The sequence below is a fragment of the Legionella steelei genome, from assembly GCF_001468005.1.
In the GTDB taxonomy this organism is placed as follows: Bacteria; Pseudomonadota; Gammaproteobacteria; order Legionellales; family Legionellaceae; genus Legionella; species Legionella steelei.
Window position 1 is genome coordinate 1 of record NZ_LNYY01000015.1, and the last position, 14092, is coordinate 14092.

A 14092-nucleotide genomic window follows, 5' to 3' on the forward strand; every position below is an offset into this window, starting at 1 on the left:
AAACCAGCGTAATTACAAAAATGTTGATATCCCACATGACTACCCCCCATAAGCCAAAGAGTAGAATGTATAAAACTAAGAAAATGATTAATCCTAACGATTTAAGATTTAAAAGAGTTAATCTCCCGCCCTATAAATCATATGTATTTAAATTAACTGTTTGATCATAATATTTATCAGATCACTGCAAATAAAATCCAAATGAACACTAAATGTATTGACTGATGAATATTGATTCGCAATAATCATTTCGTGGCATTTGAACAATATGCTCATAATTCGTCGCGCAACTTCCATTTATATGCAAGGAGACTATTATGCTAACAAACTATCATATAAGACTACTCTTAGATGAATGCCGCGAAATGGGTTGGAATGGACTCGATAATGGGGTAACTGCTTCTATGCCGCAACTTCAAGTTGATCTTGTAGAACCACCACATGATTTTTTAGGTGTAAAAGGAAACCCCGCTGTTTTTATAAATAAAGATACCTATAAATTATTAGGGCATTTACATGAAAATTGGGTCGTTAATCAAACCATTGCTTTGAAAACCAGCTTTCTAAAACAACAAACTGTCAATATTATTGGCGCACTTGTGCATGAAGCAGGCCATGCATTTAATGTTTCAGCTAAAATCGCGAATAATGAAGCAAATGCATATATCTATGAAATTGAAGTGATGCTAAAACTGCTCGAAACAAACAGTCCCTTGCTCTTTGGTTGTACCAACAATGATATTAAATCTTATTTTAATGAACGACTTCCTTTTTATAATAAAGAAATTTCAAAAAATAAGTACCTTGCCAAACTGGTAGATTTTATCGAAGAGCAATTTAAGCTTAAGGAAGAAACCCTTTTATCAAAAGATTCAAAAAGGATTTCTATCTTTTTGACAGGTGTCACCTTGTTTACTCACAGTCACTGGAATAAAGAAAATGAAATCGTTTCATCAAAAATGAGATGTAATGCCTCTTACCATAAGAGTTAAAGAAACTGTCAACTATATTAATTAAGGTTTTTCAGGAAAATAATAATAACCAATTAAAATTTGCATTTCTTGATGCTAAGAGGGAACTGAAAAACAACTTGACTAAATTATGTAGAAAAGAAAAAGGTGTGCATTCTAATGAAATCTTTTATCTTTATGATAAAGAGAACATGCAGAAACTAATAAAACAACTTAATGATGGAGACGAAATTGTTCTCCACGGAGAAGGACAGCCTTTCCTTATTGGATTAGAAGAACCTAGTGATTATGATTTAACACCCTTTAAATTAGCAAAATTATTAGCAAAAAATAACTTACTAGACATAGATATAAATATTAATTTATTAGCCTGTTTTTCCGCCACCCAATATTATGAACTAAATTTTGCCCATGATACCTCCGATGCACTCTTTGCGATATTTAAATATGAGAAGTCAACGGTGACAGGATATACAGGTATGATAAAAGTGAGCGGCAATGCTAAATTTTCAGTTACCACTGAAATGGAAAAAGATAAAAGAGGCACTCATGGAAGTCTTAGAGATGCATGTTTAGTCTATCGAAATGGGCAATTGATAAAAAAAGGACGCATTCTAGGCGATAATTCGCATCTTGCTTATTCTTGGGCTGCTGTACATATTGAAAGAGCAAGAAAAGGAAATGCAATTGTAGCTTTTGCAAAAGCAGCCAATGATAATAATGCTAAAGCGAAAATCACACGCTCAAAATCATTTGACTCTAATTTAACCCTAGAAGGAGAAGAACAAGCCCTAATACCAAACTTAAGGCGCAAACAATCATTAATGTTTTTCTTTACTCCATCTCAAAAATATGAGAACCCTATGACTCCTGAGGATTCGAGCCTTCTATTACCTAGATTGCTTTAAATTGTACAGTAATAAAAATTGTTAAGGAACCTGGATGTTGATAACAACCAACTGGTTTTTAGAAAGCCTCTGTGTATATTTAGACTTAAGCTCTGTAACTCAAAAATAGTTTTGCGCCAGAGCGCAAGTTCCGGACCATTAGCGAGTTAAATCCACCCGTGGCTTAGAAAGTCAATGACTGATTTGACAAGTAATCAGACCTATGTGAATTATATTATTCAATAATAATCCCTTCTATTTTTTAATTTTTTGTATATGACTATCTAATGAGAGCAGATAAGAAATACTGCTTTCTCTCCTCAGAGCACGTTCTGCAAAATAATTATCTACTGCTGCTTTCAAAACGTATCGACCTGATGCTCCTGCCAAAGCAACAATTTGTATCCATGGGATATCGGTGAATATATGTACCCCACTAAATACAGCGGCCCCTTCTATGGCGCCCTTCAATAGAGCGCTTGTAAATCCCTCATCAATGGTTTCAAGCCTCTTCCTAAAATTTTTTACAGCTGGAGTGATTTCTGCTTTAATTAACTTATTAATTCCCTCTAAATAATTATCATGTGTAAGTAGACTGGCTTGTTTTGCTTGAATAGAAGCAAGATATTCTAAAAATTCCTCTCTGGCATTTTCAGATTTTTTTCTATATGCCACAACCTTTTTAATATCCATGCCTTCTATACTTTCATTGGATATTAATTCATCAAATATTGCAAAACCAAGATCGGCAATACTAATGGTGGTATTAAGTTTTCCTAAGGTTTTAGCGGCACGCATATAGTGGGTATTTAAAAGATTAGCGTAAGGATTTGCATCTGCTAATGGGATAAATCCATTCCTTGCCCCCTCCATTAATGCAAAATTTAATTGAGCAGAACATAATGCTATTCGCTGCAATAAAAATGCATTTACAGCTTCAGGATTTGTTCTATCAAAGGGAGAATAATTTTTTTTTAAAAATTCCATAGCATTGGAATTAGCTAATATGGATAAATCAATATTCTCAAAAAGCGTTATAAGTTCTTTTTGGGTGCGTCCAAATGAACCATAATCTCCTTCCGGAAACTGCTGCTCCCTAAATGTATTCGATTTTGAGAGACCTTCTCTATAACTTTCAATGAAGGAATAATCATTTAAATCTGATTCTACTCTTTCCAGAAAATCAGTGGAAATTACTCCTCCATTAACACCATGAACATATAAAGGTACGCCAGCATCTTCTCGAAAGGATTGCTCAGCTGTTCTTAATGGTGATGGAGCCCCAATTAAGCCGAAGTTACCAATAGTAAATGCAGGTCTATCCATAAAATGAATTTCATCAAAGAACAAAATACATTTCTTGAGTGTTGTTTGTGATACTTGCATATCAGGGTAATAAAGGACATTTACTTTATCGCGCATTTTACTCCTTATGAACCATTATCTTTAATTCGATAACTAAAGAGATCAACAAACCTGTTGAATAGAAAACGCAACATCAAATTCATCGTATAAGGCTTTAGGCTTTAAAGGCGCCCTTCCTCTATGGACTTTATTTGGACTCTCTTCCAACCTAACCAAGCCATACTGCTCCATTGTCCTCAAAGTCCTAAGAATATTATTCGCTTTTCTTTTATATCCCGTTAACGCCTCTAAATCAGATACAGATTTCGGCTCATTTTCAATGATTAACTTTAGTAAAAGTTGGTTGTCTTCAGACAAAACATGAGCTAATGATTTCATTGATGTAAACCAAATTTTTGGTTCGTCCTTTTTGGGTTTATATATACCTTTAGCAATGGCAATTGTGCGTTGCTTATACTGCTCAAGGGACATAATGCCTATTCTTGCTTTATTCATTATTTCCTCTCCTTAAGAGTTTCAAGACGCTTGTCTACCTCTTTCCAAAAGTCTTCTAAAAGTTGTCCTGCATTAATGTAATTATACGGCCTACCTTGATCATTCTCATCATAATGCCAGTGATCAAAAGTTCTTTCAGGACTAACCCCCCTTTTCCCCCCAAACTCTATTTCATGACTATTGTCAAAACCTAAGATTCTCTTATTAGACTTATCATGCAAGGTTAATGAGTATTTAACGCCCTGCTCGCGGCTTAGCGTTTTAATAATCTCAAATTTCACCCACAGTCCAAGAGACTCATCAATGATAATTCTCTCACCATTAAGCTCTAATAGATTTTCTAATGTGTGATCAATTGTTTTCATAATTAATTATATCACAAGATGATATGTTTGCAATTATAAACGGGGGGTTTATTTATTACCCTGCCCTACTCCATGATCCAACAAAAATTCAACAAGGAATAAGTTAATAAATGTGGTTAATTTTCTAAAATTAAGAAAGAGGCTAATCTAATAAGATATTTTACACTGATCAGTTAACTATTTTTGCTGCTATTATTTATAGCTTGGAGGCGTCTTTTTTCATCTATATCAATTAATTTTTTTGCCTTGGAAATATCCTCTATACTTAAATTCTGTAGTGTACTGAGCCACGAATTAAAACGTTCAATTATCCCTTTCATTGAGATTTCATGGTATTTTGTTTTAAAGAAAAATCTCTTTAATAACAATAGGGTACCTGAAGGTATTTCTTTGTTTTGAAGAAACCTTTGATATAACCACAGAACTAAGTCCGTTACTTCAACCCCGATACTATTTTTATGGGATAAAAATACCAATTTATCTGACGGGTAGTTACTAAAATCAGATGTTCCCAATGGCGTCGTTTCTATGACCTTTTGTTCTTTCAAAATAGCACATAAATCAGCCAATTTTTGCTGATATTTATTAAACTCTGATTGATGGTCAATCGTAATTTTTACTGGTGACTTAGGGGTTTTTTTTATATATTCACCTATTTGATGCAAGACAAACTGAAAGCCAATTATATTTGGAGAGTTGGCTCTTACTTGGGATTCATCCGTACAATTATAACTGAGGTCATAGAAGTTAGACTTTGCCCAAGATAAAGTATCATAGATTAACTGTTGAGATCGTTTGTCCGGTATTTCTCCTAACCGGCTTAAAAGCACATCACATACTGATGTGAAAATATCTTTTGACCTATCTTTGTCTATACAGACTCTAGCATCCCACGATTTTTTTAATGTATCAAAATCAAATATGCTCGCAACTTTAACTAGCATTGCATACCTTAATGGAGTCCAATATCCCGTCCAGGTATAAGCAGGGTTCATACCTTGATCAAATACCTGATCGAAAAAAGAGATGATTGCAAGATCACTTTTGCTAACTTTAGATAAATCAAAGCGCAATTTGTATTTTTTTTGAAGGTCAATTAAATCCGATGTAACAGCTTCGATTTTATATAAAGGAAGATTCTTACCGTGTAAATGAGTAATACCATATTTTTGTTTAATTATATTTACATGTTTTTCCGCTAGCAGATCAAAGTTTGTATTACTAGTTAATAGACCGTAGAATAAATTTGGTTGAGAATCATTAAACAGATCTTTACCTGTGTTCCCACTTTCATCAACATAGTAAAACATTTATATCTCTAACGGCATTCGTTTAGGACAATTATAGAACAAATTAACAATTAGTATGATTTGTGTCATCCTAGACTCTCTTCTTCTGGTACAAGGATTTCAGATCAAGAAAAAACACCCGAAACTTCAAAATTCTAATTGATTTGTTTATAGCCTTCTGTTCAGTTTACTAAGACTGTCTATTAAAATATGAGGTAGATATTATATAATTGTGACAACTAAAAGTTAGTATTTTCAATGCTATGGACGCTCGGCAGCCTTTAACCAATCGTTGATGCTATTTACTCCCAATGATAGAAGCATGTCTTGCAGCAATACCACACGTTTCAGCATTGCACCGTGGTCAGATTCTTCTCGCTCCTCAGCTTCAGCAAAAAGACGGGGCAGTAACTGGGTAAGATTGTTTTCGTGATCGTATAAGTAAGACTTGGTACGACTAACATAAACTAGATAAATCTCGGTTACAGTTAAGGCTCGTTCCGGATCGAGATGTGCAGTGGCATTGAGCCAACTCCCTAAACCCAGAAAACTGGGGCGTTTATTCTCGGTATCACTTTCGTAAATGGCAAATAAAAGACGGATCAGTTCTATTGGAATAGAAATCACCGACAAGTTCTCACAGAACAATTGCACCATCTGGTGTGAAATTGCCTTAGCATGACTCCAATTGGAATTAAGACCCGTCTCGATGCCAATCAAACATTGTTCACGATGTTTTTTTAGGTTTTCATGATGCGTCCAAACACTAGCAGCCCCTTTCCAGGCCTCTGTAGCATCCAGGGTCTTTAAGTCCTCCAACAAAGCGGAAAAGTCGATGTGTTTGGCTAACGCAGCCAAGGCAGAAATGCGAGCCCATGTTTCCATGTCTTTATCGTTACCCTCACTACGAATGCGCAACAGCAAGGGGGCAATTTTTCCAAAATGTTTGTAATGAGCGTAATAAAGACATGGCTCGGCGATTTGCCAAAGGCCAACGGCATTTCTCATGGCGAAGTGGAACAAATCCCAACCCAACTCAGGATTTTTGCTCTGCAAATAGGGTAAATGATTCAGGATTAAGGCACGAATTGCGGGATGTTCGTCTCCAGCAAAACGACGAAGTGTGGGCAACAGAAGATCAGGAAATGGAACACTATTTTCCTGGAGCTTGTTAACCAAGACTATTAATGCTTGAGCGATGTTTCCCCTTGTCATATTGAGGCCGGTAGTAAGCAAATCAAAAAAATCTCCTTTGATGCAGCTTTCCTCCCTATGGCCTGAAAAACCAATTACCAAAAATACTAGCCTCGAGGCATTTTGCGTGTCCTGTATAACGTGGGCGCAAGATTGCACAGCTTTAGATGCAGTGTTGTTGTTTTCCCAATGGTTCGAATGTCTTTCTAGTTCATCGAGGATATGAATCGCCAAAGTGGGGGCATCAGGTTCATCGAGAGGCGCCCATGTGCTATTGGCCTGCAAACTACCAAAACGATATAATAAATAATTGGCGATCCCGCCCATAATATCATCACGGAAGCCTTCGGGAATATCAGCCCAACGCGTAGGTAATAAACTCAAAAATCGCGCTGGTTGGCGAGATGCTGCCTCACGTAGTTGCCACCCAACTTCTCGCTCTCCGCCAACCAGTAAATCATCTCTTCCATGTCCTGAATAATGCTCAAGTAAACGCAACACCCCACAATCACTAGAGTCAAGAAACACCTTGAAAGAAAAAGGAGCGGAAACCATGCCTCCACTCATACCAATGAATGGCTGACGAACCAAAATTCCTTCTTCTCTTTCGTAGGTATCAAGTATCGCTTGCGCTCCAGCAGAGCGCAGATGGCATGGAATGGTGATTATCAATTCTGCTCGTTTCTTCAATATCCAAAAATGGCTGCCCTCATCCGTAAGTGTCCCTTCCCATATAGCCAAAATGCAGGCCATCACCGCATCTTGTGTTAGCGTATCAAAATATATGAATGCCGTCTGCATCAATGTGCCCAATTCGAATGATAGTTCGGACTCTAGTGAACCCCTATCGCACAACATGCGCCCAATCAAATTTATATTGGCTACAGGGTCTGCGGTGCAAGCGAGGATAGCAAAGTATCGTAAAGCTCCTTCGTTGTTAAAGCACAAATGTTCTCGATTTCTTTGCCACCAGTCGGAGTGTGTTTTGGCGTGATTAATGATGGCGGACTCCACCGCATCCAGCAGAATACGTTCACTGTCTGTATACCGATGATCGGACTGACTATGAGAATCGTAGTACGAAGTTTTGTATAGAAATTGACTATGGTAGTCTATGCGTGTATTGCCATAACGCAATGACTTACTTTGGCTCTCGTGCTCAATCCATTCCAGAGCCAAATCTAGTAATGTGGCAGATTGTTCCATCCGATAGCGGAAAAAGCTGTCATTGTTGTTTTCAAACTTATGGGATTGGCAACGCAGCCTGTCATCTGACTGAAATCCGATGGCGTCTTCGTTGACTCCACATGTAATATAACGCCATAGCCAGATGTCTTTCAGAGCACCTGTCGCCACACAGCGAGCGACAGCATGCCCTAGTAAGTCGTGTTCTTGTCGCGGCATGCTAATTAGACGTTCAATTAAAGGCGCGGCCAGTGCAATATTTTCCGTATTTATTTCGGACAAATAATACCCTAGGTGCTCAGAAATCTTTTTTCCATCTACCCAATCCATTGACAACATCTCTGTCCAAAGCGCTAATACACCCACGGGATCTTCGTTTTTCCACAGAGATATCCTGTGCGCATGTGCCGTCAGCCCTTCATCATCCCGTGAACTTTTCAAAGCAGGTATTAGATGTTTTAACCAAAAGCGATGCCACTCAATCAGCACTGCTTGACTGTAAATCACCTGAAATACCTCGCGATGATTATCACGTAAATCACGAATCAGGGGCCAATCATCATCCTGCGGTATCTGTTCGGCAAACGATTCCGCAATCAAGCGGCGAATGTGGAAGGCAGCGCTACCAGTCAATACCATACGCAATTGTTTCCTGAAATCACGGCGTTCTCCCACTGCAAGTTGTGCGACAAAACTGCGGATGCTTGGACGAACAAAGGGCACAGGGGGCAAGCTTTCAATGAACTCATTTAGCAAGATACCCTTACGCACAGCTCCTCGTATCACCAAAACATCCAGCAGGGTTTGATGCCCAAAAGTCAATTTCCCATCTTGAGTTTCTTGTAGCACGTTGAGGCTGCACAGCGCCTGGACAATATCTTGCGAAGCAGTAAAGCACTGATAAGGCACTACCAAACTTCGTGACATTAGCATTTCCTTGGCAATAGCTTCAATGGTTTGCATTGCCGTGTCACCCAGTGCTTTGTTGGCTCGCACGATAATATCAAGATACCGCTGCGCCAAAGCTTGGCTGGTCACAATGTTGAAACTGCCATCTCGCTGAGCCAGCTCCACAAAAAGTGCTAATTCGCGCGGGTTTCGAATCAACTCATGGGTGTTAGCATCGATGTTCTTTGTATGTATACCAAGGTTATTAAGCAACGGAGTAATTTGGACATCCCAATTCAAGGGATGGCACTTCAATTCACAATCCCATTTTCGAATTGCAATTCGGCGGTCGTAATCTCGGTCAAAGTCTCGACAGGCCGTAACCACAGTGATATTTGGAATCAATAGCAGGCGGTCTATTTGCGCCAAGAAGTAATTAAGTGCATGATGGTCACGAGCGATAGACAGAACATCCAAAGAATCAATGACCACGACTACCCGGACATCTTCGGCTATGCGAGCAGCTTTTTCAACCCATTGTTCCGGCAAGCCTTGGGCTTGACGGTCTTGCGTCGTAGTCAGATCAGCGAATTCGCGCGATTGGATAAATAGTGGCACTATATCTGTGCTAGTGCGCGCGCGTTGTTCCAATGATTCTTGCAATGCCAGCATCACACAGGTTTTTCCAGAACCTGCCGGGCCTTGAAGCAAAATTGTGCGTTTTCCACTATCAATGGCTGCGATTAGCTCATTCAAAACTGGGGTGGTAATGCATTGTCCCGCAATATCTCGACGCCATATTCTCCCGATGGCTGAAGTGCTGGCAAAGGATCTCCGCACCTCTACAAGATTCATGATCGGTACCAGTATTGCTCCTGCTTGATGGAGAACAGCCTTGAGATCGTCTTTGGTCAAGCGATGCTGGCCAAAAGCTAATACCTTATTCCCGTCTATTCGCGCCCCGAGTTGATCAAGACGAGTCCAAAGGGCGTTGTATGCAACTTGGGGATTGCACGCCATATAACGCAAACGTTCAAATAAAATAATCTCCATGCGATCCAGATCAGGGCTGGTTTCAAACGTCGTTCGTCGGAGGAAATCGTAAGTTGAAAGATGGATAGTCTGGTTGGAAAAAAGAAGTGCCAAATCAGCATCTATTTTTTTATCCTCTTTGCTCAAACTCGCGCGGTAGCTTATTTCATTGGGTTGAGTAGTACTATGTTCACGCAGTTTAGCTAGTGCACCAAAAGGACTGCGCGAATAGAAACGAACTTCGGCATTCTTGTTACCAGCCAGCAAACTAGACGCCTTAACTAATTCATCCTCAAAATCGGCTATCTTCCATACTTTGAAGTTGGTTTGGTTTTTTTTGCACTGGCAGCAAATCTTAGTACCGTCAGTTTTCCCGACTACTACATCGTCAACCAACGTGTAAGTAGCCGAATCTACCTCAATCCACTGAAAGTCCGGATCAGATAGAACGGTCAATGCCCAATCGAATGCTACAAACGTCTGATACCCATCCCCTCGGTTGGAGCGTATGCCTGAAATGCTCATCTATCGATCCTTTGTTATAAGTTTCTCATTGCCTTGATCTAGTCAGTGCGAATCAATGAGGTGCGCGTCAAGATAGCGTTTAACCGATATTGGGATGTAATAGTACCACCACAGAAACTCACCACCGATTATTAAATCATTTTTTATGCACTAAGATCAGTTAAACCAGCACGCGCCATACCACTAATAAAGTTTGATATGGGTGCTGTTTATTTAAACCTCAAAAACTTCTTCAGGTAAATCATTTCTAATGAAAACCGTATACTTAGGTTTAATTCTATAATTTTCAGCGGATATAGGAACTTTTCGGAATTTTAAGTACTTATAAAAAGTAGCCCGACTAATACTCAACTGCTCACAAATTTCAGAGACACTTAATTGCCCTTCTTTATATATTAGTTCAGCTGAGTGAGCTTTAGCCTGCGCCTCTTTTGAAAGACCTGAAGGCCTACCTCCTTTTTTACCTCTAGCTCTCGCAGCATCTAAACCCGCAATAGTTCTCTCTTTAATTAATTCTCTCTCAAACTCAGCAAGAGAACCAAAGATATTAAAAATGAGTCGACCATGTGCTGTTGTTGTATCTATATGATCATTCAGACTTCTTAACCCAATACCTTTTTCAATAAAGGAATTCACTAAATTAATTAAGTCTTTAAATGATCGCCCCAGCCTATCTAATTTCCAAATGACTAAAACATCACCTTTTCTTAAATCTAATAGCAGTTGATCTAATGCAGGACGATTAAATAAGGAGCCGCTAATTTGATCCTGATAGATTTTTTCGCATCCTTCTTTTTTTAAAGCATCGATCTGTAAATCCAAATTCTGGCTACGAGTAGAAACACGAGCATATCCAATTAACATGATTAAAGTTCACTTAAACGTTTTAGTCATAATAACTTAAACAATATTTAAATGAAACAGTTTAATAAACGATGAAATGCGATAAAAAAGTCATAAATAGCTTTTTATAAATGGTTCATTCAAACGGTGGTTATTTTGAACTAAAACATTAATATGAATCTCCTATCAATTAATTATAAATCCCATGATACTTCCTGATATTAAATAAAATAGTCTAAAATTTAAAAAATATACTTATAGGATTATTTCTTCATGGACTCTAATTGGTTAGCAACGGACTCATTTGACGATTCGGGAAAATTTGCAAAAGATTTTTGGGAAAAACAAAGACAAGATATTGAAAATGGTACTTTTTGGGCTGACCAAATTAAAGAGTACAAAAATAAACCCCATGAACGACTTCAAACAGCCATAAATAATCTTCCATTACCTGCTGCGTTTAGGGAAGGTATAACTGCTCTAAGAACTATAATCAGAGAAAAGAAAAAAAATAATATGGGTTTCAATAATGAATTAAAATTGATGTATTGGCTTGCTGCTATAGATTCTTTTTCAATTCCCTCTTCTGAAAGATGTAATTGTCCAGGATACAATATTATCGAATCAATTCCAGGGAAAGAAATTAAATCATTAACTTTTGAATATGATACTCTTGGCTATAAACATCTAAAGTTACTCAAGATATCTGACATAAAATTGCTTGTATCTTCTTGGGGCCAACCATCAAATCACACTACACTACACAAAATCTACCAACCGTTATGGCATGAATATGAATTAGCTTACTTAAAAAAACATCCATTTATGAATATAAATCCTTATACACCCGCAATCAAAAATTCCCATACAAGTCGTAGACACCAGTCTTTTTCCATTAATCATAAACACATAGTTATATCGATTATTATTTTAATTTCTATTGCTCTATTTATGTTTAATTAAAAAATCCATCAACTTTCTTAAACACCTAACTCTGTCATTATCTCAATTTAGATTCTAAGCTTATTATAAAATTAATCTATTTATATCGTAGCTCAGTTACATCAATGTTAACTTTTCTTTGTTTCAATTCTATCCTAAATAAGGAAAAATAAATGACCATTCTACTCACTAGAGAACATATTAAAAAATAATCAAACCATAATGAAAAGACAAGGACGATAAACCAAATATCGTGAATTAGTTGGTGTCTCAAAAACGACCTTATACAAATATTTAAAAAAGAAAGGAACGAACTCCACTTGAGAGAATAAAGAAGCTCTATAATTTTATTACATACGGCTAATCTTGGGGAGCTCTTGATGGACCCATTTAAATCAGTAATATTCAATAATTTTGATTCTATTTTAAGAGTTCACTATTTAATAATTGATACAGTTGACAGGGAAACGAACTCGTATCTAAAAAAAATATATTCTAATGAGCTTAATGCTAATGAATTTGAAGATTTTAGCTTATATCATCAAAGTACAAATATTTTAATACAGTCCACCTTCTTACAATTATATGCTTTGCTAGAGGAAACCCTCTACCATGAAAGCTGCAAAAAAACTATTAAGAATTTATCGGGTATTAAGAGATTCAAAGAAGCACTAGCTAAACAAGGTTACGATACCTCCGGAAATTTCTGGAAGAGGCTGGAGGAAATCTCAAAAATTAGAAATTGTTTGCTGCATTCAAATGGAAGATTAGATATAGATCGTTATCGTAGTGAAACCGAAAGTGCAATAGAAATGCTGAATAATTCAGCAAATGAACAAGTTATAAAAACGATTGATTTAAAACATCACAAACCTGGTACTACCATAATATTGATTCAAGAAAGCTTTCTTGATTATTCCTCTTTTATTATAAAAAGCTTTATTAACTCTCAGCATCCGGAAAACCTTATCTAACACAAACATTGTGTTATTGTTGCTTGTGGGATCCAGATAATTCAAGGATTGTCCCAATGATTTTTTATCAAACATGTCATATTTGTGAAAGATAAGGTACGTTATCTATCGCAAATAACATCAATTAAGAACTAATTCTCATCTAAATTATTTCTAACTGGTATTTTAAAATTTTGATTTCGAGATGAGCTTTCAATAAATCAAATTCCAGTCTCTATGCTGTTTCATAAAGGAGGCTTAACCGATCTCAGACAACGGTCGTTTTTTAATAATTGGAAATATACTTCATTGAATGAAGGAAGCCTCTGTTACAAGCTCCCCTTCTCCACTTTGTTTAAAATGAACATTATAGAGAGAAAGCTGGATCAAACGTGACAACGCACCCAATGGTAATTCGCAACAGCCAACAAGGCGTGTTACATAAAGGTATAAACTCCATATATTTAGTTATTTAGCTAACGGACGAAATTTTTTTCTTTTAATGGACTTAGATAATACTGAGCTTTTATCAGCAGAAAATTGTATTGCCCTACCACTCATCAACTAAATATAAATATTCCAACCTCATTATAAGCTATAACTCAAATTGAGAGATTTCTTACATGATTATGCGCTATTTTGAGTATAACTCATTAAAATTATTCGCTATGATTAAACCAGTACGAGGAAAGACAGCGGATGTCTTATAAGGATTATTTGAACGCATCAAGGACGATGCACTACCACAAGGATGTGGTCTGTCTCCTCGGAACACCAATCACCTTCCCCAATTATAAATAATCAAGAATTCATTGTGTTTTTTATCACATCTCAAGCCAATGAAACACGAAGAAAATCCCACCATTAACGCGATTATTTTGATATCAACATTGGACCTTGATTAATGTAGATAGTTTTCGAACTTGTTTCCGTCGTGAATTACAAATTATTGAACACACTGATAACTTAGAATTAACCCAAGATGGATTTACATGCTGGGCTTAACAGCCCAGCTTACGATTATTTAGTTTTTTTTGCCAATGAGATTACCTAACACATACAATCTTGAGCCCAACCAGAACATCGCTCTATAGCATGCGCGTCGGTATTCTAAGGATTACGCCTAGCGAGTTGTACACAGCCCCTAGCGCTCTTGGA

10 protein-coding genes are annotated in these 14092 nt (G+C 37.2%); 4 read left to right on the top strand and 6 right to left on the bottom strand.

Annotated features, from left to right (window positions below; translation table 11 throughout):
• Positions 1-317: 317 nt before the first annotated feature.
• Both Lste_RS03105 and Lste_RS03110 read left to right on the top strand, forming a co-directional pair.
• A complete protein-coding gene (locus Lste_RS03105; protein WP_058509632.1) occupies positions 318-992 on the top strand; it encodes a hypothetical protein in 675 nt (224 codons plus the stop codon).
• 98 nt (positions 993-1090) lie between these two features.
• Entirely contained in the window at positions 1091-1879 is a 789-nt protein-coding gene (locus Lste_RS03110) for a hypothetical protein (protein ID WP_157070687.1), read from the top strand.
• Positions 1880-2113: 234 nt separating this feature from the next.
• On the opposite strand, the gene Lste_RS19530 is transcribed toward Lste_RS03110, so the two are convergent.
• The 6 genes from Lste_RS19530 to Lste_RS03155 form a co-directional block, all read right to left on the bottom strand.
• A complete protein-coding gene (locus Lste_RS19530) occupies positions 2114-3280 on the bottom strand; it encodes a hypothetical protein (protein ID WP_237760409.1) in 1167 nt (388 codons plus the stop codon).
• Positions 3281-3325: 45 nt separating this feature from the next.
• Positions 3326-3718 (bottom strand): HVO_A0114 family putative DNA-binding protein, encoded by a 393-nt coding sequence (locus tag Lste_RS03135; RefSeq protein WP_058509635.1) that lies wholly within the window; start codon positions 3716-3718, stop codon positions 3326-3328.
• On the bottom strand, positions 3718-4083 hold the full coding sequence (locus Lste_RS03140; RefSeq protein WP_058509636.1) for a toxin-antitoxin system TumE family protein: 366 nt from the start codon (positions 4081-4083) through the stop codon (positions 3718-3720). The genes Lste_RS03135 and Lste_RS03140 overlap by 1 nt, the downstream gene beginning before the upstream one ends.
• Positions 4084-4256: 173 nt before the next feature.
• Positions 4257-5393 carry a DUF3800 domain-containing protein gene (locus Lste_RS03145; protein WP_058509637.1) on the bottom strand — a complete coding sequence of 379 codons (1137 nt, stop codon included), beginning with the start codon at positions 5391-5393 and terminating at the stop codon, positions 4257-4259.
• Positions 5394-5633: 240 nt separating this feature from the next.
• A complete protein-coding gene (locus Lste_RS03150) occupies positions 5634-10196 on the bottom strand; it encodes an NACHT domain-containing protein (RefSeq protein ID WP_058509638.1) in 4563 nt (1520 codons plus the stop codon).
• A 213-nt stretch (positions 10197-10409) separates the two neighbouring features.
• Entirely contained in the window at positions 10410-11060 is a 651-nt protein-coding gene (locus tag Lste_RS03155) for a recombinase family protein (protein ID WP_058509639.1), read from the bottom strand.
• Between the two features lie 252 nt (positions 11061-11312).
• Between Lste_RS03155 and Lste_RS03160 the strand changes: the two genes are divergently transcribed.
• Together Lste_RS03160 and Lste_RS03165 are read left to right on the top strand one after the other, a co-directional pair.
• Entirely contained in the window at positions 11313-12002 is a 690-nt protein-coding gene (locus Lste_RS03160) for a hypothetical protein (RefSeq protein ID WP_058509640.1), read from the top strand.
• Between the two features lie 359 nt (positions 12003-12361).
• Positions 12362-12955, top strand: coding sequence for a hypothetical protein (locus Lste_RS03165; protein ID WP_058509641.1), 594 nt, complete (start codon positions 12362-12364; stop codon positions 12953-12955).
• Positions 12956-14092: the final 1137 nt, after the last annotated feature.

Excerpts from the sequence above, each read along its gene's own strand:
- Lste_RS03155 (WP_058509639.1), bottom strand. The coding sequence starts at position 11,060 with ATGTTAATTGGATATGCTCGTGTTTCTACTCGTAGCCAGAATTTGGAT.
- Lste_RS03145 (WP_058509637.1), bottom strand. The coding sequence starts at position 5,393 with ATGTTTTACTATGTTGATGAAAGTGGGAACACAGGTAAAGATCTGTTT.
- Lste_RS03140 (WP_058509636.1), bottom strand. The coding sequence starts at position 4,083 with ATGAAAACAATTGATCACACATTAGAAAATCTATTAGAGCTTAATGGT.
- Lste_RS03150 (WP_058509638.1), bottom strand. The coding sequence starts at position 10,196 with ATGAGCATTTCAGGCATACGCTCCAACCGAGGGGATGGGTATCAGACG.
- Lste_RS03160 (WP_058509640.1), top strand. The coding sequence starts at position 11,313 with ATGGACTCTAATTGGTTAGCAACGGACTCATTTGACGATTCGGGAAAA.
- Lste_RS03165 (WP_058509641.1), top strand. The coding sequence starts at position 12,362 with ATGGACCCATTTAAATCAGTAATATTCAATAATTTTGATTCTATTTTA.
- Lste_RS03135 (WP_058509635.1), bottom strand. The coding sequence starts at position 3,718 with ATGAATAAAGCAAGAATAGGCATTATGTCCCTTGAGCAGTATAAGCAA.
- Lste_RS03105 (WP_058509632.1), top strand. The coding sequence starts at position 318 with ATGCTAACAAACTATCATATAAGACTACTCTTAGATGAATGCCGCGAA.
- Lste_RS19530 (WP_237760409.1), bottom strand. The coding sequence starts at position 3,280 with ATGCGCGATAAAGTAAATGTCCTTTATTACCCTGATATGCAAGTATCA.